This is a genomic window from Rhodanobacter sp. UC4448_H15, assembly GCF_052978265.1.
Window position 1 is genome coordinate 2,426,648 of sequence record NZ_CM129665.1, and the last position, 19,853, is coordinate 2,446,500.

Genomic DNA, 19,853 nt, shown 5'->3' on the forward strand with positions numbered 1-19,853 from the left:
TCAGGGTGAACGGTGGGAAGTTGTGCGGGGTGCACATGCTATCAGGAACGTTGCAATGGATGCCGCGGAAGGCGCGCCGGGACTTTGTAGCAGCGCACTCTGCGCGCGATGTTTTTCGGTGGCGTGACGAAGGGCATCGCGCACGAGTACGCTCCTACAGCGGCTTGGGCTTTTTTCTCGACAGCGCCACCAGGCAGCCGACCAGGATCGCCACCGGGATCAGGGCGCCGAGCAGCGGCAGCAGCAGCACTGGTTCGCGCACGACCATCGGCACCAGTTGGGTGGCGCTGGCGAAGGCGATGATGGCGAGGCGCCGGCGGCGGCTGTGGCGGGCGAACCAGAAGCTGGCGAGGACGAGCGCCAGCGCGACCATCGAGAGATCGAGGTCCACGGTGGGCAGGTGCCAGACGCCGTCGAAGCCGAGGCGGGTGGCGATCACGCCGGCCAGCACCAGCAGCAGGAAGAAGCTGGTGTAGAACTCCACCCTGCCCCAGTTGCCGCGTGCGGGCGCCGGCGTGTTCATGCGATGCGGTCGAGCCCAGCCATGTACGGGCGCAGTGCTTCGGGGATGGTGATCGAGCCGTCGTCGTTCTGGTTGTTTTCCATCACGGCGATCAGGGTGCGGCCGATGGCGAGGCCGGAACCGTTGAGCGTGTGCACCAGTTCGGGCTTGCCGGTTTCGGGGTTGCGCACGCGGGCCTGCAGGCGGCGGGCCTGGAAGTCCACGCAGTTGGAGCAGCTGGAGATTTCGCGGTAGGTCTGCTGGCTGGGCAGCCACACTTCCAGGTCGTAGGTCTTGGCCGCGCCGAAGCCCATGTCGCCGGTGCACAACAGCATCTTGCGGTATGGCAGGCCGAGCTTCTGCAGCACGGTCTCGGCGTGGCCGACCATCTCCTCCAGCTGCGCGCGGGACTGGTCGGCGCGGGCGATGTGCACCATTTCCACTTTCTCGAACTGGTGCTGGCGGATCATGCCACGGGTGTCGCGGCCGTAGCTGCCGGCCTCGGCGCGGAAGCACAGCGTGTGCGCGGTCATGCGCAGCGGCAGCGCGTCGGCGTCCTGGATGGTGTCGCGCACCAGGTTGGTCAGCGAAACTTCGGCGGTGGGGATCAGGTAGCGCTTGGTCTCGCCGACTTCGGTGGCGAACAGGTCTTCTTCGAACTTCGGCAGCTGGCCGGTGCCCTGCATGGTGTCGGCGTTGACGATCACCGGCAGGTTGCATTCCAGATAGCCGTGCTCGCCGGTGTGCAGGTCGAGCATGAACTGGCCGAGCGCGCGGTGCAGATGCGCGAGCTGGCCGCGCAGCACGGTGAAGCGCGCGCCGGAGAGCTTGGCGCCGGCGTCACCGTCGAGCCAGCCGTGGCGCTCGCCCAGTTCGACGTGGTCCTTCACCGCGAACGCGAACTCGCGTGGCGTGCCCCAGCGGCTGACTTCGACGTTGTCCTTTTCGTCCTTGCCCAGCGGTACTGAGGCATCCGGAATGTTGGGGATGCCCAGCGCGATCTCGGCAAGTTTCGCCTGCACGTCGCCGAGGGCCTGCTCGTTGGCCTTGAGCTTGTCGCCGATGCCGGCGACCTCGGCCATCAGCGGTGCCACGTCCTCGCCTTTCGCCTTGGCCTGGCCGATCGCCCTGGAGCGGGTGTTGCGCAGGTTCTGCAGCTCCTGCGTCTCCATCGCCAACTGCTTGCGCGAACTCTCCAGCGCCTCGACGGCGGCCACGTCCAGCATGTAGCCGCGGGTTTCGGCGAGGCGTGCGGCGGTTTCGGCCAGATGCGAACGCAGCAGGGCGGGATCGAGCATGAGCGAGGTCCAGGTAACGGCTTGAACCGCGAATTATCGCTGCGCGTGGCCGGTGGCCGCAATGAATGCGGCCACGTCCCTGCTTTTGGCGGCCTTCGACTTCCTCGCTCCTCAAAGCCGCGGCCATCCCTGGCCGCACCCCGCGTGCGGCGCTACTCGCCTACGCTCAGGGGGAACGGTTCGACGAGCGCTCGCCGCGACCCAGCCACCACGCCATCGCGGCACCGGCGAGCAGCCAGCCGATCAGTTGCTCGGCCAGGGCGGCGAGCGTGAAATCGAGCGGGAAGCGGTACCAGTTCCAGTACGGGAGCATGCTGCTGAGCCAGGCAAACACGGCCGCCGCAGCGGCAATCGCCACGCGGCGACGGAAGCCCACCACGGCCAGCCCCATGACGAAGGCCAGCGCCAGCGACGCCAGCGTGTCGGATGCCCACTGCCGCCCGATCTGCGGGCCCATCTGCATCATGTCGGTGCCGCGCGGCTGGTACACCACCCAGGCGTACGGCGAGCGCACAGCCTTGATCGAATAGGCGCGCACCACGGCCGCGTCGCCCATCTGCTTGGGATCGAGCGAGGGCAGCAGGTACACCCCTGGTTGATCGCCAAGCCCTTCCTGCAGCCCGCTCAGCGCCGCGTTCTCGTTGAGCGGCTGGTGGATGCCGACACTGCCCAGCCCCAGCGCCATGTGCGCGGCCACGCCCCAGAGGAACATCACGATGCCGCCGATCAGACCCGCCACCAGTACGCGCATGGTTCATCCCTCCCCCGGTTGGTTGAGCCAATCTAGGTCGGGAAAGCGCGTGCGGCAAGGGCGTACGCGGCAGGAGCCCGCTCGCGGGCGATGCTCTTGCGAATCCCGAATCCCGAATCCCGAACCCGAAAGAAAAGCATCGCCCGCGAGCGGGCTCCTACGGATTGCGGGCTTTTTCGCGGGCGGCACGCAGGGCCAGCAGTTTTTCGCGCAGTTGCAGTTCCAGGCCGCGTTCGACCGGTTCGTAGAACACCGTGCCGACGAGCGCGTCGGGCAGGCACTGCTGGTCCAGCGCGATGCCGCCTTCGGCGTCGTGGTCGTACTGGTAGCCCTTGCCGTAGCCGAGGCCCTTCATCAGTTTGGTGGGCGCGTTGCGCAAGTGCATCGGCACTTCCAGCGTGCCGCCCTTGCGTACCGCGTCGCGGGCCTTGTTGTAGGCCATGTAGGCGGCGTTGCTCTTGGGCGAGATGGCCAGCCAGATCGCCAGCTGGGCCAGGCCCAGTTCGCCTTCGGGGCTGCCCAGGCGCTCGTAGGTGTCCCACGCGTCCAGCGCCATGCGCCAAGCGCGCGGCTCGGCCAGGCCGACATCCTCCACCGCCATGCGGGTCATGCGGCGGGCGAGATACAGCGGATCGACGCCGCCATCGAGCATGCGGCACAGCCAGTACACGGCGGCGTCGGGGTCGGACGAGCGCACGGATTTGTGCAGCGCCGAGATCTGGTCGTAGAACTGCTCGCCCTGCTTGTCGAAGCGACGGGTGCGGTCGGCCAGCACCTGGCTCAGCGTGGCCTCGTCGATGGTGCGCTCGTGCGCCAGTTCGGCGGCGATTTCCAGCAGGGTCAGCGCGCGGCGCACGTCGCCATCGGCGGCCTGGGCGATCGAATCGAGCGATTCGTCGGACACCTGCAATTGCAGTTCGCCGAGGCCGCGCTCGCTGTCGGCCAGCGCGCGTTTCAGCGCGGCGATGATGTCGGCGGTGGAAACCGGCTCCAGCACATGCACGCGGCAGCGCGACAGCAGCGCGGAGTTAAGTTCGAACGAGGGGTTCTCGGTGGTGGCACCGATGAAGATGATCACGCCACGCTCGATGTGCGGCAGGAACGCATCCTGCTGGGTCTTGTTGAAGCGGTGCACCTCGTCCACGAACAACACGGTGCGGCGGCCCTGCGCGAAGTTCACCTCGGCCTCGGCCAGCGCCTTGCGCACGTCAGGCAGGCCGGACAGCACGGCGGAGATCGCACGGAAATCCGCCTCGGCGTAACGCGCCACCAGCAGCGCCAGCGTGGTCTTGCCGCAGCCGGGCGGGCCCCACAGCACCATCGAATGGATCTTGCCGGCCTCCAGCGCGCGGCGCAGCGCCTGGTCCGGGCCGACCAGACGCTGCTGGCCGACGATTTCGTCGAGGCTGCGCGGGCGCATGCGTTCGGCCAGGGGCTTGAGCGCGTCGGGCTCGGCGAACAGGCCGGAGCCGGCCGGGGCAACGGGAGGATTCATGCGCCGATGATAAAGCATGCACTCGCGGCACCCGCCTGCCGAAACGCAGTGCATGCCGGTATCATGGCGTCGCCCGCGTTGTCTAGCCGATGCGACCGGGCGTGGCGGGGGACAACCAGAACGTGATCGTGCACGGAATCATTGACCACACCACGAAAACCGGACGCGCGCAGCGGCCCGGCGCCTTGCCGTGCCGGCATGGATGGCCGGGGTGAAGCGGCAGCCCTTGCGCTGCCCGTTGCTGGGCCTGCTGGGAGCGCTGCTGCTGTTGCTCCGGGCTGGCGCGGGCATGGCTGCTCCGGCTTCTCCGGTCGATCCGTGGGCGCCGTTCGAGTCGCCGTGGTTCGACAAGGTATCCAGTGCGGAAGGATTCCCGCCGGCCATCGTCACCGCGCTGGCGCAGGATCGCGAAGGCCTGCTGTGGGTGGGCACGATGGTCGGGCTGGCCCGCTACGACGGCTACCGCACCCAGCTGTTCGACGTCCGCGGCGAACCTGTCAAGGGCCTGCCCGACGCCTACGTGCGCTGCCTGCTGGCCCTGCCCGACGGCGGCATGCTGATCGGCACCAACGCCGGCGGCCTGGTGCGCTTCGATCCGGCGACCAACACCTTCCGCGTCTATCCCGGCGGCCCGGACGGCATCTCCGACCGCAAGATTTTCGCCCTCGCCGACGACCACGCCGGCGGCGTGTGGGTGGCCACCGAACAGGGCCTGGACCATCTCGACCTGCGCAACAACGCGATCCGCCACGTCGACACCGGCAGCGACACCGCGCCGCGCAACTTCAGCGTGATGCAGGACCGTGCGGGCAACCTGTGGCTGGGCAACAACGAGGGCCTGTTCGTGCGGCACGCAGGCAGCGATCGCTTCGAGCGCCCCGCGCCGCCCGGCGACGCCGTGGTGGCCACCGTGCTGGAGAACCAGATCTGGGCCATCGACGAGGACAGCGCCGGGCGCCTGTGGATCGGCAGCGGCCAGGCCGGCGCGGTGTACCGCGGCCCGCACGGAAACTGGCATCCGGTGCCGCAGTTCAGCGGCTATCGCAAGGGCGCCCAGCACGCCACCGTGCGCGACTTCCAAGAGGCCGCGCCGGGCACCATGTGGATCGCCACCGACGGCAGCGGCGTGCTGGCCTACCGCCCCGGCGACGCCTCGCTGCAGCGGATCGAGCACGATCCGGCGGTGCCCTCCTCGCTGCCCGGCGACGCCGTGCGCGCATTACTGCACGACCGCGCCGGCAACCTGTGGGCGGCCACCGACCTGGGCCTGGCCCGCGCCTATCTGGGCGACCGCGGCGCGTTCTCGGTGCTGCCATCGCCGCTGGAATCGAACATGCTCAGCGACACCAGCGTGCGCGGCGTCTACGTGGACAGTCGCGGGCTGGTCTGGATCGGCCTGAGCGCCGGCCGCATCGACGTGATCGATCTGCGCGCCGGGCAGATGCGCCACCTGCGGCTCGGCGGCACGCAGACGCTGCGCGACGTGCAGTCCTTTGCCGAGGCGGCAGACGGCTCGATCTGGGTCGGCACCCAGGGCCTGGCGAAGGTGGACCCGCACACGTTCGAGATCAGCTCGTCGGTGCTGCCCGCACTGGAGAATACGCCGGTGCTGTGCCTGCGCATGGATGGCAACCGCCTGCTGATCGGCACCTACGACGGACTGTTCCGCTACGACACCGGCACCGGCGTGCTGGACCACATCCGGCACGACCCGGACGACCCGACCAGCCTGGTCAGCAACACGGTGCGGCAGATCCTCAAGGTCGGCGACGAATGGTGGTACAGCACCTCGCGCGGCATCAGCATCGCCCCCGACAGCGGCGCCAGCCGCGGCTTCCGCACGCTCACCCATCGCGAGGGCGATCCGGCCAGCCTGCCCGGCGATTCGGTGAGCGCGGCAACGCCCGGCCCGCGAGGGCACCTGTGGGTGAGCACCTCCGGCGGGCTGGCCGAAAGCATCGGCAAGAACCCGTGGCGCTTTTCCAGCATCGGCGTCGCCGAAGGCCTGCTCAGCGACAAGGTCACCAGCGCGCTCAGCGATGGCCTGGGCCACATCTGGGCCAGCACCTCCAGCGGCGTCGCGCGCGTCGATGCCGGCAGCCACGCGGTGCGCAACCTGAGCTCGCGCGACGGCCTGCACATCCGCAGCTACCACTATGCCGACGCCGCCGCCCACGCGCCCGACGGTTCGCTGCTGTTCGGTGGCCTGGGTGGCCTGACGGTGATCCGCCCGGCCATCCAGATCGACGACAACGACGACGCCCCGCTGGCGATCACCCACGCGGTGCTCGGCGCGGTGGCGCTGCCGTTCGGCAAGCTGCCGCATGACGGCGACACGATCACGCTGGACCAGCGCAACCGCAACCTGCGCGTGGACTTTTCCCTGCTGGATTACCGCTCCCCCGGCGAAACCTCGTACAGCTATCGCATGACCGGCCTGGACGACGGCTGGGTCGACATCCCGGCCGGCGCCAAACCCGGCGCGAACTACACCAACCTCGCGCACGGCGACTACGTGCTGTATCTGCGCGCCAGCACGCAGGGCATGTACCCGCGCACGGTCGAAAGCCGCCTGCTCGTGAAGGTCGCCCCCCGCTGGTACGAGACCTGGTACAGCAAGCTGGCAGCGGTCGCGCTGCTGATCGGCCTGGTGGTGCTGCTGGTGCATCTGCGCACGCTCTACCTGCGCCGACAGGCGCTGCAGCTGCAGCGACAGATCAACGAGCACACGCGCGACCTGCGCGCCGCCAACCGGCGCCTGGACGAGCTGGCCAGCACCGACGGGCTCACCGGCATCTACAACCGGCGCCGCTTCCTGGAGCTGGCCCAGGCGGAATGCGAACGGTCGCGCGAGCAATCCATCTGCATCGCGCTGTTCGACCTGGACCGCTTCAAGCAGGTCAACGACATTCACGGCCACCTCGCCGGCGACGCCGTGATCCGCGGCGCGGTGGCGGTGATCCAGCGCCATTGCCGGCAGGGTGACCTGCTCGGACGCTACGGCGGCGAGGAGTTCGTGCTGTGCCTGCCCGACACCAGCGTGGCGCAGGCCAGCGAGATCGCCGAGCGCATCTGCGCGGCCATGGCCGGCACGGCCGTCAGCTATCAGGATCGGCCGATCCAGGTCACGGTGAGCATCGGCGTCACCGCGCTGCGTCAGGGTGAATCCATCGAGCAGTGGCTGTCGCGCGCGGACAAGGCGCTGTACGAGGCCAAGCGCAACGGCCGCAACCGCTACGCGGTAGCCAGCTGACATCCCCGCTCAATCGGCGCCCGCGGTGCCCCGACTCAAGGTGTATTGCCGGTAGATGCCGTAGCCCATGCCGCACAGGCCGGTCAGCGCGGCCGGCACCAGCAGGGCGCGCTCGCCCATGGCGCGGAACAACAGCGCGCCGGCCGTGCCGCCCAGGGTGAAACAGGTCACCACCAGCAGGCACACGCCCACGCGCAGCGCATCCACCGGCAGGCCGCGCATCCGCTGGCCGATGTAGATTCCCAGGTCGGTGAACATGCCGGAGACGTGGGTGGTGCGGAACACCATGCCGCTGTACGTGCTGGCCATGCCGTTCTGCAAACCGATGCCGATCGAGGCCAGGTAGATGCCGGCCGAATCATTGGCATGCAGCAGCGGCACTGCCGCAAACAGCAGCAGCGACTCCAGCACCAGCGCCACGCCGTAGCGGCGGCCGAGTTTCAGCGTCTGCTGCTGCACGATCAATCCGCTGAGCAGCGCACCGAACACGAACGCCGCCACCGACAGGCCCCAATGCACCGCTTCCGGCCCGTCCGCCAGGCCCAGCGATGCACCGAGCAAGGTGGTCGATCCGGTCAGGTTGGTGATTGCCTGGTGGCGAAAGCCCAGGTAACCGGCCGCGTTGACGATGCCGGCGATGAACGCCAGCACGCCGCCACCGATCCACGCCCAGCGCGGCAACTGCCGCAGTACGGCCATCGCCGGCTCAGTCCCGGATCGGCTGGATGCTGATCTGCGGCACGTCGCCGATCACGTCGGCGCCCTCCGGCGGCACGAAGTTGAACGTGCCCGGCGGCAGCACCGGGTTGCGCTGCCACTGCGAGAAACGGATCTCGGTGGTCGCGCCGAGCTGGTCGCGGAAGGTCATCCGGGCCAGGCCGTTCGCGTCGAAACCGAGGTCGACCCAGGCGAACTGCGCGTCTTTGCTGGTGGAGGTCAGCCGCAACCAGGCGAGCCCGTCCTTTTCGCCGCGTTCGCTGGCGTTGAACTCCTTGTCCAGCTGCTTGAGGTCGGTCAGCACGGTCAAGGGACTGTGCGCCTCCTCGGTGCTCTGCCTGCGCACGGTGACCTGCTCCAGCTCCGGGTCGTACATCCAGACCCGGCCGCCGTCGGCGACGATGGTCTGCTTGTACGGCGTGGTGGTGTCCCAGCGGAACTCCCGCGGCGCCTCCAGGGCCAGCGTGCCGGAACTGGTCTTGCTGCCCTGGCCGTTGACGTTGGTCAGCGTCTGGCTGAAATGCCCGGTCAGCGAATGCAGGCCGGTGGCGAATGCATCCAGCCGCGCCCGCGCCGGGCCGGTGGCCGCCTGCGCGAGGCCAGCCACGCCCAGGGCAGACAGGGCGACGATGCAGAGAATGATGCGATTGCGGGTCATGGCCATTTCCGAATGGGTAAAGACAAGTGTGTCATCCACTGGCTTAATCAAAGGCTTCCGCGTCAATCGGGAACCACGTCGAAGGCGACCGACAGGCGGTAGTCGCCGGGAGCGGCCACGAATGGCACCGTGCCATGCCACATCCACGAAGGGAACAGGGTAAGCACGCCCGGCACCGGCTTGACGCAGTGCCCGGGGGGCGATCCGGACGGCAGTTCGTGGCCGAACTTCAACCATCCGCCGCGGTCGTCATCGGACAGCGACGCCGGCACCTCGATGTGACAGGCCGAGGATATCCAGCCCTTGCCGTGGAAATGGCTCGCATGGTGCCCCTGTGACTTCAGCCGCACCGACCACATGCCGCTGAAACGATAGCGGCCGGTGCCGCGCCGCGAAAAGGCGTCGGCACCCGTGGCCATCACCGTCTCCATGTAGCGGCGGATGGCGCCATCGACCGCCGTCGGAAACGCCCGCACCGCCCGATCCGCCGAGGGGCTGCCGGGCCGCAACTCGACCTGCGTGCCGGTGCGCGCCGACTGCGTGGGCGGGTGCGCCTGCAACGGGTCGTGCCGTGCGTGCAGGCTGGCCGCGAGGTCGTGCAGATAATCGTCGAGACTGGCCCAGCCCGGTGGCACGTCGATGCGACAGGAGCGCACCAGCCGCGGGTAGTCGTACAACGCCGGATAGCGCGGATCGCCCAGCGCATGCCACGCCGCGGCCTGCAGTGCGAAGGCGGACACGTCGTTGCGGTCCAGCGCCAGCAGTCGGCCGGCCAGGCTGGCCGCCGCTTCCGGCAGCCCGGCCGCGAGCAGGATGTCGCCGTGCAAGCGGTGCGCCTCCCGGCTGCGCGGCTCCAGTTGCAGCGCGTGGGTGATGAGCGCCAGCGCCCGGGGCGGGTCCAGTTGCAGCGCGCATTCCGCCGCCAGTACGTGCAGCGCGGCGTGCTGCGGGTGCGCTTCGAGCAGCGGCGCAAGCTCGGCGTACGCCCGTTCGGCCGCGCCGGTCTGACGCCACAGCCGGGCCTTGACCATGCGCAGCTCGACGCGCGAGCGGGCGTCGCTGCCCGCATCGAGCGCGATGGCCACCGCATCCATGTCGCCGCTGCGCATCCACACCAGTTCGGCCAGCGTGGTATGCGCCGCAAGGTGCTGCGGCGCCGTCGCCACGACCTGACGAAGCTCCGCTTCGGCCTCGACGAACCGATCCTGTTCGAACAGGGCGCGAGCCAGCACGTAATGCGCGTGCGGATGGTCGAGCGACTGCGCGAGTGCGCCGCGCGCCGCCACCTCGGCTGCTTCGGGCTGGCCGCTTTCGCCGTGCGCCACGGCAAGCCCCAGCAGCATGCGCCCGTCCCCGGGCGCGGCGGCCATCGCAACTTCGAACGCCGGCACGGCCTGCCGCGGACGCCCCAGCGACAGCAACAGCTGCGCGCGCAACCGCAGCGGCTCGACGACCCGGCAATCCGGCGTCGAGCCGAGGAATCGCTCGACGATCGCCAGCGCGTCCTGCGCGCGGTTTTGCTGGACCAGGCGATGGACGTCGCCGGCCAGCGACGCCCACGCGGCATCGTTCCCATCGTGTTGCGGCAAGTTCGACACCATGACCGACGTACGCGTCCAAGAGCAATCATGAAGGCCGTCGCGCGTCCGATCCACGGACCCGGCGTGCGCGGCAGGAGCGCATCATGCCGGTTTTGCGCCGGCAGCGGGATACCGGATCAATCCTTGGGCGGCGGCGGCGCCAGCACCTCGCGGTTGCCGTTGTGCTGCGGCGCGCTGACCACGCCGTCGGCCTCCATCTGCTCGACCAGTCGCGCGGCGCGGTTGTAGCCGATGCGCAGATGCCTTTGCACGCCCGAGATCGAGGCGCGGCGCGTCTGCGTGACCACCGCCACGGCCTTGTCGTAGAGCTGGGTGTCGGCGTCGCCGCCTTCCTCGCCGTCCTGCGGCAGGCCGGAGTCGTTGATGAACTTGCCGTCGCTGGTGGCCTGCACCTCCTCCAGCACGCCTTCGATGTAGTCGGGCCCGCCCTGCGACTTCAGCCAGGCGACCACGCCGTGCACCTCGTGGTCGTCGACGAAGGCGCCGTGCACGCGCTCGGGCGTGGCGGTGCCCGGCGGCAGGTAGAGCATGTCGCCGTGGCCCAGCAGCGCTTCCGCGCCGGACTGGTCGAGAATCGTGCGCGAGTCGATCTTGCTCGATACCTGGAACGCGATGCGGGTGGGGATGTTGGCCTTGATCAGGCCGGTGATCACGTCCACCGACGGGCGCTGGGTGGCCAGGATCAGGTGCACGCCGGCGGCACGCGCCTTCTGCGCCAGGCGCGCGATCAGCTCCTCGACCTTCTTGCCGACGATCATCATCATGTCGGCGAATTCGTCGATGAACACCACGATGTTCGGCAGCGGCTCCAGCGGGTCGGCCGCCAGGCCCGGCATGTCCGGGTTGGGCCGGAACAGCGGATCGAGCAAAGGCTGGCCGGCGTTCTCGGCGTCCTTCACCTTCTTGTTGAAACCGGACAGGTTGCGCACGCCCACGGCGGCCATCAGCTTGTAGCGGCGCTCCATCTCGGCCACGCACCAGCGCAGCGCGTTGGCGGCCTCCTTCATGTCGGTGACCACCGGCGCCAGCAGGTGCGGGATGCCCTCATACACCGAGAGCTCCAGCATCTTCGGGTCGATCATGATCATGCGCACGTCTTTGGGGCTGGCCTTGTACAGCAGGCTCAGCACCATCGCGTTGACCGCCACCGACTTGCCCGAACCGGTGGTGCCGGCCACCAGCAGGTGCGGCATCTTGGCCAGGTCCACCACCACCGGCTTGCCGCCGATGTCCTTGCCCAGCGCCAGCGCCAGCGGCGAGCGCGCCTGGTCGTACTTGTCCGAACGCAGGATCTCGGACAGGTAGACGATCTGCTTGCGCGTATTGGGGATCTCCAGCCCGATCACGTTCTTGCCGGGGATCACGTCGACCACGCGCACGCTCACCACCGACAGGCCGCGGGCGATGTCCTTGTCCAGGCTCGACACCTGCGAACCGCGCACGCCGGGCGCCGGCTCCATCTCGAAACGGGTGATCACCGGCCCCGGATAGGCGCCGACCACCTTCACGTCGATCTTGAAATCCTTCAGCTTGAATTCGACCTGGCGCGAGAGGACTTCCAGCGTTTCCTCGGTATAGCCAGGCCCCTGCTCCGGCGCCTCGTCGAGCAGCGACAGCGGCGGCAGTTCACCCGGCGCGGCGGCGCCGGCGAACAGCGGGATCTGCGTCTCCAGCCGCGCGCGCTCGCTCTTGGTCACCGGCGCGGGCGCCGCCTCGATGCGCACCGGTTCGCGCCGGGCCTGCTTCACCGCGTCGGCCTTCTTGATCACCTCGCGCTCGCTGCGCGCCTGGCGCGCGGCCAGCAGTTGCGGTGCCTCGCGCAGCTTGCCGCGCAGCCAGCCGGCCAGCTGCAGCACGGCCTGGCCGGTCCAGTCCATCACGCCGAACCAGGACAGCCCGGTGGCCAGCGTCACCGCAATCAGGAACAGCGCCAGCAGCAGCAACGGCGCGCCGGTGGACCCGAACGCCGACAGCACCGCATGGCCCACCCACACGCCGATGATGCCGCCCACGCCCTGCGGCTGCACCGGCTCCTGCGCGAAGTTCAGATACAGCAGCGCCGGCCCGGTGATGAAGAAGAACACGAAGCCGACCAGCCGCAATGCCGGTTCCCACGGATGCTGCGGTTGCTGTCCGCGCTGGCGCAACACCTGCACGCCGAGCAGCAACAGCAGCAACGGGAAGCAGTACGCCACCAGGCCGAAGATCCAGCGCAGCAGATCGGCCACGTAGGCACCGACGGTGCCGCCGAAGTTGCGCGCATGCTCCAGCTGGCCGGCATTGGTCCAGCTGGGGTCATGCGGGTCGTAGCTGAACAGGCATACCAGGAGGTACACCGCCAGCGGCAGCAGCAGCAGGGCGCCGGCTTCGCGCAGCCGGCGTTTCAACTCATCGCTGAGGCCTGCCTTGGGTTGTTGCCTTGCGTTCGCGCCGCGCGCCACCCGGGGTGCCCCTTTCTTCGTGACCAGGGTCAGAGCATACCTTGCAGCGCCGGATGTACCAGCTTGCCGCCGTCGATGTTGATGCCGACCTTGAGCGGCTCGAACTCGCGCCACGCGTTGCCGCCGGCCAGGCGCTGCACGTACGGCAGGATCGCCGCGGAGATCGCCACCGACGAGGTCTGCGGCACCGCGCCGGGCATGTTGGTGACGCAGAAGTGGGTAACGCCGTGCACGTCGTAGGTGGGGTGCTCCCAGGTGGTCGGCCGGGAAGTCTCGAAGCAGCCGCCCTGATCGATCGCGATGTCCACCAGCACGCTGCCCGGCTCCATCGACTTGACCATCGCCTCGGTCACCACGTGCGGCGCCTTGGCGCTGGGGATCAGCACGGCGCCGACGACCAGGTCGGCGTCGCGCACTTCCTCGGCCACCGAGGATTCATAGGCGTACAGCGCGGTGACGTTCGGGCCCAGCGCCATCATCTCGGCCAGGCGATCCTGACGCTTGTCGAACACCACCACGTTGGCGCCGGCCTGCGCCGCCAGCGCCGCGGCATTGCCGCCGGCCGCGCCGGCACCGAGCACCACCACCTTGCCGCGCGGGGTCGAGGCCATGCCGCCGAGCAGCTTGCCCTTGCCGCCCTGCGGACGATGCAGCAGCGTGGTGCCGCACTGGGTGGCGATGCGCCCGGCGATCACCGACATCGGGTGCAGCAGCGGCAGGCCGCCGTGATCTTCCACCGACTCGAACGCCACGCCGGTCAGGCCGATGTCGAGCAGGCTGCGGGTCAGCGCCGGCTCCGCCGCCAGGTGCAGATAGCAGAACAGCAAGTGGTGCTTCTTCAGCAGGGCCAGGTCGCCGGCGATCGGCTCCTTCACCTTGACGATCAGTTCGCCCGCCTCGTACAGCGCGGCGGCATCGGCCACGATCTTGATGCCGGCGTTGACGTACGCCTCGTCCGAAAAACCGCTCTTCAGGCCGGCCCCGGCCTGGATGAACACCTCATGGCCGCGACGCACCAGGTCGGCAGCAGCGGCGGGAACAAGGGCGACACGACCTTCGAGGGTCTTGGTTTCGGAGGGGATACCGATACGCATGGCAAAAGAATCCTGTGGGAACACGTGGAAAGTCCATCGCGCAACTGCCGCGGTGGTGTCGTTGATCTGCCGGCGACTTGAATCAGCCACGCGGATTCCCCATTCTCCGGGGGTCGCATTCGTTGTTGCCACCTGCAGGCCCGGTTTCGGTGAAACCCCGGCTGCAGCTGCAGCGAATAGCCGCTCAAGCCACCAGCAAACCCAAGGATTATACCTGCCATGCCCACCCCCAAGCACAGCCGCCTGCTGATCCTCGGCTCCGGTCCTGCCGGCTACACCGCCGCGGTGTACGCTGCCCGCGCCAATCTCAAGCCGACCATGATCACCGGCCTGCAGCAGGGCGGCCAGCTGATGACCACCACCGACGTGGACAACTGGCCGGGCGACGTCGAGGGGCTGCAGGGTCCGGCGCTGATGCAGCGCATGGCCGAGCACGCCGAGCGCTTCCACACCGAGATGATCTTCGACCACATCCACACCGCCGACCTCAAGCAGCGCCCGTTCCGGCTGGTCGGCGACTCCGGCGAGTACACCGCCGATGCGCTGATCATCAGCACCGGCGCCACCGCGAAGTACCTGGGCATCGCCAGCGAGGAGAAGTTCAAGGGCAAGGGCGTGTCGGCCTGCGCGACCTGCGACGGCTTCTTCTTCCGCGACCAGGACGTGGTGGTGATCGGCGGCGGCAACACCGCGGTCGAGGAAGCGCTGTACCTGGCCAACATCGGCCGCAAGGTGTACCTGGTGCACCGCCGCGACAAGTTGCGCGCGGAGAAGATCATGCAGGACAAGCTGTTCGAGAAGGAGGCCGCGGGCAAGATCGAGCTGGTCTGGAACCACACCATCGACGAGGTGCTCGGCGACGACACCGGCGTCACCGGCGTGCGCGTGAAGGACGTCAACTCCGGCGCCACCCGCGACATCGCGGCCACCGGCTTCTTCGTGGCGATCGGCCACACCCCGAACACCGGCATCTTTGCCGGCCAGCTGGACATGCACGACGGCTACATCCGCATCCACAGCGGCCAGAACGGCATGGCCACGATGACCTCGATCCCCGGCGTGTTTGCCGCCGGCGACGTCGCCGACCACGTCTATCGCCAGGCGATCACCTCCGCCGGCTTCGGCTGCATGGCCGCGCTGGACGCCGAACGCTGGCTCGACCAGCAGACGCCGGCGGGCTGACCTGCCCGCAGGAGCCCGCTCGCGGGCGATGCTTCTGGCCGGGATTGAAAAAAACAGAAGCATCGCCCGCAAGCGGGCTCCTGCGGCACCTGCCGAGTCATGCACATCCGCTTCCACGACGCGATCGCCGAACTGCCTGCCGCGGCGTGGGACGATTTGCGCGGCGGGGCGAATCCGTTCGTGTCGCACGCGTTCCTGCATGCGCTGGAAGACACCGGCTGCATCCGTCCCGACTGGGGCTGGCAGGCACACCACCTGGGCCTGTACGACCACGATCGCCTGGTGGCCGCCGCGCCGCTGTACCTGAAAGGCAACTCGCACGGCGAGTTCGTGTTCGACTGGAGCTGGGCCAGCGCGTGGGAGCGCGCCGGCGGCGAGTACTACCCGAAGCTGCTCTGCGGCGTGCCCTACTCGCCGGTGCCCGGCCCGCGCCTGCTGGCCGACACGCCAGCGCTGCGGCAGGCGCTGGTCGAGGCGATGCGCGCCGAGGCGAAGCGGCTGGGGCTGTCCTCGGTGCACGCGAATTTCCTGCTCGCCACGGAGGCGCCGGCGTTCGGCGACGACTGGCTGGCCCGCTCGGACGTGCAGTTCCACTGGCACAACCGCGACTACCGCCACTTCCCGGATTTCCTCGCCGCGCTGACCCACAAGAAGCGCAAGAACATCCTGCGCGAACGCACCCAGGTCGCCGCCAGCGGGTTGGCGATCGAATGGCGCAGCGGCGACACGCTCGACGAGCACGAGTGGAATCGCGTGCACGCGCTGTACGAAGCCACCTTCGACGACAAGGGCAACCACGCGGTGCTGACCGTCGCCTTCTTCCGGCAGCTCGGCGAACTCGGTCCGCTGGCACAGCTCGCGCTGGCCCGCGCAGGCGGCGAGATCGTGGCGATGGCGTTGTTCGTGCAGGGCGACGGCGTGCTCTACGGTCGTTACTGGGGCAGCATGGTCGACGTGCCCGGGCTGCATTTCGAACTCTGCTATTACCGCGGCATCGAGTACGCCATTGTGCAGCGGCTGCATCGCTTCGAGCCCGGGGCGCAGGGCGAGCACAAGCTGGCACGCGGCTTCCTGCCCGCGCGCACGCAGTCGCGCCACTGGCTCGCCCACCCGGGCTTCCGCGCGGCGGTGGCCAGCGCGCTGGCGCGCGAGGCACCGGCGGTGGATGCCTACGCGGAAGAATTGCGGCAACACAGCCCGTACGCGCAGCACGACGAGGCTGCGCCATGATCCGCCTGCCCCTGCTCGATGCCGACGCGCCGGAGCGCTTTCCCGATCCCTCCCGCGCACTGGCCGAACCGAACGGCCTGCTTGCCTTCGGCGGCGACCTGTCGCCAGGCCGGCTGCTGGCCGCCTACCGGCAAGGCATCTTCCCCTGGTTCGGCGAGGGCGAACCGATCCTGTGGTGGTCGCCCGACCCGCGCTGCGTGTTTCGCACCGACGCGTTGCGGCCGAACCGCAGCCTGCGTCGCCAGCTCGCCGGCAAGCGCTGGCGGGTGACGATCGACCGGGCGTTCGAGGCGGTGATCCGCGGTTGCGCGGCGCCGCGCGACAACAGCTCGGGCAGTTGGATCGTACCGGCCATGATCGACGCCTACCTCCACCTGCACCAGCTCGGTTACGCGCACAGCGTGGAGACCTGGGACGGCGAGCGCCTGGTCGGCGGCGTCTACGGCCTTTCTGTCGGCAAGCTGTTTTGCGGCGAGTCGATGTTCAGCGCCGAGAGCGGTGGTTCGCGGGTGGCACTGATCGCGCTGGCGCGGCTGCTGCACGAACAGGGCTGCCCGCTGCTCGATGCGCAGGTAGCCAACGCCCACACGCTGAGCCTGGGTGCGTTCGAGATGGCGCGCGCGGACTACCTGGCGCAGGCCGGCACGCTGGCCGCGCAACCTGGGCAGGTCGGCAGCTGGACCGATCTCGGCCCGCGGCTGTGGCAGCCCGGCACGACTTTCAGCTAGCGCGCGCGGCGTACTTGCGCGCCACGTAGTCGTCGAGGATGTCGACGAACTCGTTGGCGATGTTGTCGCCGCGCAGCGTCATCGCCTTCTCGCCGTCGATGAACACCGGCGCGGCCGGCGCCTCGCCGTTGCCCGGCAACGAGATGCCGATGTTGGCGTGCTTGGATTCGCCCGGCCCGTTGACGATGCAGCCCATCACCGCCAGGGTAAGGTTCTCCACGCCGTCGTATTTCACCCGCCACAGCGGCATCTGCTCGCGCACGTGTTCCTGCACGGTCTTGGCCAGTTCCTGGAAGAACTCGCTGGTGGTGCGCCCGCAACCCGGGCAGGCGGTGACCAGCGGCGTGAACGAGCGCAGACCCATCGTCTGCAACAGCTCCTGCGCCACGATCACCTCGCCGGTGCGCGAGGCACCGGGTTCGGGCGTGAGCGAGATGCGGATGGTGTCGCCGATGCCTTCCTGCAGCAGCACCGCCAGCGCGGCAGCCGAGGCGGTGATGCCCTTGGAGCCCATGCCGGCCTCGGTCAGGCCCAGGTGCAGCGCGTAGTCGCAGCGCGCGGCGATGTCGCGGTATACGGCGATCAGTTCCTGCACGCCGGAGACCTTGCACGACAGGATGATGCGCTCGCGCGCCAGCCCGAGTTCCTCGGCGCGCGCGGCCGAATCCAGCGCGGAGCGGATCAGCGCCTCGCGCGCCACGTGCGAGGCATCCCAGGGTTCGGCGCGCTGCGCGTTCTCGTCCATCAGCGCAGCCACCATGGCCTGGTCCAGCGAGCCCCAGTTGGCGCCGATGCGCACCGGCTTGCCGTGGCGCAGCGCCTTCTCGATGATCGAGGCGAACTGGCTCTCGTGCTTCTTGCCGAAACCCACGTTGCCGGGGTTGATGCGGTACTTGGCCAGCACCTCGGCGCAGGCCGGTTCGCGCTCCAGCAACTGGTGGCCGTTGTAGTGGAAGTCGCCGATGATGGGCACGTCCACGCCCATCATCGCCAGCCGCTCGGCGATGCGCGGCACCGCGGCCGCGGCGGCCGGCGTGTTCACCGTGATGCGCACCAGCTCGGAGCCGGCGCGGGCCAGCTCGGCGATCTGTTTCGCGGTGCTGGCCGGGTCCTCGGTGTCGGTATTGGTCATCGACTGCACCACGATCGGGGCGCCGCCGCCTACCTTGACCTTGCCGACCTGCACGCCCACGCTGGCGCGGCGCGGCGCGGGCGCCGCCGGACGGGGTTGTTGCGAAACGATCTCACTCATGGATTCAACCGGAATGTCTGGTCGCGGCAGGCCGCGACTGAAGATGCCAAGGATACTCGCCCGACCGGTAGCGCCGGCCTCCGCCGCGATGACGTGGACGGAATGCCGCAGTTGCTTGATCGAGGTCAGCACTTCGCCGCATGCTTGCCGCCAAAATGCCCCGCTGTCCAGCCGGAAAAGCCGATGCCGAACACCGAATACTACAACGACAAGGTCGTCCGCCAGTTCCTGCTCGCGGCCGCCGTATGGGGCATCATCGGCATGTCCGTCGGCGTCTATGCCGCCGCCGAACTGATGTGGCCGGTGCTCAATTTCAACGTGCCGTGGCTGACCTTCAGCCGCATCCGGCCCGACCACACCTTCGGCGTGATCTTCGCGTTCGGCGGCTCGGCGCTGATGGGCACCTGCTATTACGTGGTGCAGCGCACCGGCCACGCGCGGCTGGCTTTCAGGAAGCTGGCCGCCTTCACTTTCTGGGGCTGGCAACTGGTCTGCGTGCTGGCGATGACCACGATGCCGCTGGGGCTGACCCAGAGCAAGGAATACGCCGAGCCGGAATGGTTCATCGACATCCTGATCGCGGTGGTGTGGGTGAGCTTCGGCGTGGTGTTCTTCGGCTCGCTGGCGCGCCGGCGCATCAAGCACATCTACGTGGCCAACTGGTACTACGGCGCGTTCATCATCGCCGTGGGCCTGCTGCACATCGTCAACAACCTGGCCATCCCGGTCTCGCTGACCAAGTCGTACTCGATCTATTCCGGCGTGGTCGACGCGATGGTGCAGTGGTGGTACGGCCACAACGCGGTGGCGTTCTTCCTCACCGCCGGCTTCCTCGGCATGATGTACTACTTCGTGCCGCGGCAGGCCAAGCAGCCGCTGTGGAGCTACCGCTTCTCGATCGTCAATTTCTGGGCGCTGATCTCGGTCTACATGTGGGCCGGCGCGCACCACCTGATGTACACCGCCCTGCCCGACTGGGTGCAGTCGGTCGGCATGGCGTTCTCGCTGGTGCTGCTGATGCCGAGCCTGGGTTCGGCGGCCAACGGCCTGCTCACCTTCAACGGCGTGTGGCACCGCCTGCGCACCGACCCGGCGGCCAAGTTCATGGTGTTGTCGCTGGTGTTCTACGGCGCCTCGACCTTCGAAGGGTCGATGATGGCGATCAAGACGGTGAACTCGCTGTCGCACTACACCGACTGGACCATCGCCCACGTGCATTCGGGCTCGCTGGGCTGGGTGGCGATGATCACCATCGGCTCGCTCTACGCGATGGCGCCGCGCGCGCTGGGGCGGCCGGAAATGCATTCGCGCAAGGGCATGGAGCTGCACTTCTGGCTGCACATCATCGGCACCCTGCTGTACGTCGGCTCGATGTGGACGGCTGGCGTCACCGAGGGCCTGATGTGGCGCGCCACCAACCCCGACGGCGCGCTGACCTACGGCTTCCTCGACAGCCTGCTGGCGATCAAGCCGATGTACCTGATCCGCTGGGCCGGCGGCGTGTTCATCCTGTCCGGCATGTGGGTGATGGCGTGGAACCTGTGGTACACCGCCGCCGACGCCCGCGCCCGCCTGATCAAGCCGATCCCGGTGCCGATCCCCGAGCCGGTGCCGCACCAGGTGCCCGCGCCCCTGCCTGCCGCGGGTTGAG

The 19,853-nt window shown here is 68.8% G+C and carries 15 protein-coding genes; 5 read left to right on the forward strand and 10 right to left on the reverse strand.

Annotated features, from left to right (window positions below; genetic code table 11):
• Positions 1 to 154 precede the first annotated feature (154 nt).
• The 4 genes from ACVCMI_RS10995 to ACVCMI_RS11010 all read right to left on the reverse strand — a co-directional run bounded on the left by ACVCMI_RS10995 (position 155) and on the right by ACVCMI_RS11010 (position 4,046).
• Positions 155 to 523: an LrgA gene (locus ACVCMI_RS10995; RefSeq protein ID WP_447098803.1), complete on the reverse strand. Its 369-nt coding sequence runs from the start codon at positions 521 to 523 to the stop codon at positions 155 to 157.
• Entirely contained in the window at positions 520 to 1,800 is a 1,281-nt protein-coding gene (serS, locus tag ACVCMI_RS11000) for a serine--tRNA ligase (RefSeq protein WP_447098802.1), read from the reverse strand. The genes ACVCMI_RS10995 and serS overlap by 4 nt, the downstream gene beginning before the upstream one ends.
• Before the next feature lie 166 nt (positions 1,801 to 1,966).
• On the reverse strand, positions 1,967 to 2,551 hold the full coding sequence (locus tag ACVCMI_RS11005; protein ID WP_447098801.1) for a hypothetical protein: 585 nt from the start codon (positions 2,549 to 2,551) through the stop codon (positions 1,967 to 1,969).
• Between the two features lie 157 nt (positions 2,552 to 2,708).
• Positions 2,709 to 4,046: a replication-associated recombination protein A gene (locus ACVCMI_RS11010; protein WP_447098800.1), complete on the reverse strand. Its 1,338-nt coding sequence runs from the start codon at positions 4,044 to 4,046 to the stop codon at positions 2,709 to 2,711.
• A gap of 211 nt (positions 4,047 to 4,257) precedes the next feature.
• On the opposite strand from ACVCMI_RS11010, the gene ACVCMI_RS11015 reads away from it, so the two are divergent.
• The gene (locus ACVCMI_RS11015) at positions 4,258 to 7,299 is read left to right on the forward strand and encodes a ligand-binding sensor domain-containing diguanylate cyclase (protein ID WP_447098799.1); all 3,042 of its coding nucleotides are present in this window, start codon (positions 4,258 to 4,260) and stop codon (positions 7,297 to 7,299) included.
• 9 nt (positions 7,300 to 7,308) lie between these two features.
• On the opposite strand, the gene ACVCMI_RS11020 is transcribed toward ACVCMI_RS11015, so the two are convergent.
• From ACVCMI_RS11020 to ald, 5 genes are all read right to left on the reverse strand, one after another.
• Positions 7,309 to 7,998 carry a YoaK family protein gene (locus ACVCMI_RS11020; protein ID WP_447098798.1) on the reverse strand — a complete coding sequence of 230 codons (690 nt, stop codon included), beginning with the start codon at positions 7,996 to 7,998 and terminating at the stop codon, positions 7,309 to 7,311.
• Positions 7,999 to 8,005: 7 nt separating this feature from the next.
• Positions 8,006 to 8,674, reverse strand: a complete 669-nt coding sequence (lolA, locus tag ACVCMI_RS11025; protein ID WP_447098797.1) for an outer membrane lipoprotein chaperone LolA — start codon at positions 8,672 to 8,674, stop codon at positions 8,006 to 8,008.
• A gap of 62 nt (positions 8,675 to 8,736) precedes the next feature.
• Complete coding sequence (locus tag ACVCMI_RS11030) at positions 8,737 to 10,263, reverse strand: tetratricopeptide repeat protein (protein ID WP_447098796.1); 1,527 nt, start codon at positions 10,261 to 10,263, stop codon at positions 8,737 to 8,739.
• A gap of 128 nt (positions 10,264 to 10,391) precedes the next feature.
• Positions 10,392 to 12,716 (reverse strand): DNA translocase FtsK, encoded by a 2,325-nt coding sequence (locus ACVCMI_RS11035; protein ID WP_447098795.1) that lies wholly within the window; start codon positions 12,714 to 12,716, stop codon positions 10,392 to 10,394.
• 29 nt (positions 12,717 to 12,745) lie between these two features.
• Positions 12,746 to 13,810 carry an alanine dehydrogenase gene (ald, locus tag ACVCMI_RS11040; protein ID WP_447098794.1) on the reverse strand — a complete coding sequence of 355 codons (1,065 nt, stop codon included), beginning with the start codon at positions 13,808 to 13,810 and terminating at the stop codon, positions 12,746 to 12,748.
• Positions 13,811 to 14,029: 219 nt separating this feature from the next.
• Here ald and trxB point away from each other — a divergent pair, with 219 nt between their 5' ends.
• The 3 genes from trxB (at position 14,030) to aat (ending at position 16,950) form a co-directional block, all read left to right on the forward strand.
• Positions 14,030 to 14,992 (forward strand): thioredoxin-disulfide reductase, encoded by a 963-nt coding sequence (gene trxB / locus ACVCMI_RS11045; protein ID WP_395118732.1) that lies wholly within the window; start codon positions 14,030 to 14,032, stop codon positions 14,990 to 14,992.
• 99 nt (positions 14,993 to 15,091) lie between these two features.
• Positions 15,092 to 16,222, forward strand: a complete 1,131-nt coding sequence (locus tag ACVCMI_RS11050) for a GNAT family N-acetyltransferase (protein ID WP_447098793.1) — start codon at positions 15,092 to 15,094, stop codon at positions 16,220 to 16,222.
• Positions 16,219 to 16,950, forward strand: a complete 732-nt coding sequence (gene aat / locus ACVCMI_RS11055) for a leucyl/phenylalanyl-tRNA--protein transferase (protein ID WP_447098792.1) — start codon at positions 16,219 to 16,221, stop codon at positions 16,948 to 16,950. The genes ACVCMI_RS11050 and aat overlap by 4 nt, the downstream gene beginning before the upstream one ends.
• Here the strand turns inward: aat and ispG are convergent.
• On the reverse strand, positions 16,943 to 18,202 hold the full coding sequence (gene ispG, locus ACVCMI_RS11060; RefSeq protein WP_447098791.1) for a flavodoxin-dependent (E)-4-hydroxy-3-methylbut-2-enyl-diphosphate synthase: 1,260 nt from the start codon (positions 18,200 to 18,202) through the stop codon (positions 16,943 to 16,945). The two genes, aat and ispG, sit on opposite strands and share 8 nt — an antisense overlap.
• A 183-nt stretch (positions 18,203 to 18,385) precedes the next feature.
• On the opposite strand from ispG, the gene ccoN reads away from it, so the two are divergent.
• Positions 18,386 to 19,852 (forward strand): cytochrome-c oxidase, cbb3-type subunit I, encoded by a 1,467-nt coding sequence (gene ccoN / locus ACVCMI_RS11065; RefSeq protein ID WP_447098790.1) that lies wholly within the window; start codon positions 18,386 to 18,388, stop codon positions 19,850 to 19,852.
• Position 19,853: the final 1 nt, after the last annotated feature.

What these genes read in the sequence shown, in the direction of transcription:
- ACVCMI_RS10995 (WP_447098803.1), bottom strand. Translation starts at nt 523, where the DNA reads ATGAACACGCCGGCGCCCGCACGCGGCAACTGGGGCAGGGTGGAGTTC.
- serS (WP_447098802.1), bottom strand. Translation starts at nt 1,800, where the DNA reads ATGCTCGATCCCGCCCTGCTGCGTTCGCATCTGGCCGAAACCGCCGCA.
- ACVCMI_RS11005 (WP_447098801.1), bottom strand. Translation starts at nt 2,551, where the DNA reads ATGCGCGTACTGGTGGCGGGTCTGATCGGCGGCATCGTGATGTTCCTC.
- ACVCMI_RS11010 (WP_447098800.1), bottom strand. Translation starts at nt 4,046, where the DNA reads ATGAATCCTCCCGTTGCCCCGGCCGGCTCCGGCCTGTTCGCCGAGCCC.
- ACVCMI_RS11020 (WP_447098798.1), bottom strand. Translation starts at nt 7,998, where the DNA reads ATGGCCGTACTGCGGCAGTTGCCGCGCTGGGCGTGGATCGGTGGCGGC.
- lolA (WP_447098797.1), bottom strand. Translation starts at nt 8,674, where the DNA reads ATGACCCGCAATCGCATCATTCTCTGCATCGTCGCCCTGTCTGCCCTG.
- ald (WP_447098794.1), bottom strand. Translation starts at nt 13,810, where the DNA reads ATGCGTATCGGTATCCCCTCCGAAACCAAGACCCTCGAAGGTCGTGTC.
- trxB (WP_395118732.1), top strand. Translation starts at nt 14,030, where the DNA reads ATGCCCACCCCCAAGCACAGCCGCCTGCTGATCCTCGGCTCCGGTCCT.
- ACVCMI_RS11050 (WP_447098793.1), top strand. Translation starts at nt 15,092, where the DNA reads ATGCACATCCGCTTCCACGACGCGATCGCCGAACTGCCTGCCGCGGCG.
- aat (WP_447098792.1), top strand. Translation starts at nt 16,219, where the DNA reads ATGATCCGCCTGCCCCTGCTCGATGCCGACGCGCCGGAGCGCTTTCCC.
- ispG (WP_447098791.1), bottom strand. Translation starts at nt 18,202, where the DNA reads ATGAGTGAGATCGTTTCGCAACAACCCCGTCCGGCGGCGCCCGCGCCG.
- ccoN (WP_447098790.1), top strand. Translation starts at nt 18,386, where the DNA reads ATGCCGAACACCGAATACTACAACGACAAGGTCGTCCGCCAGTTCCTG.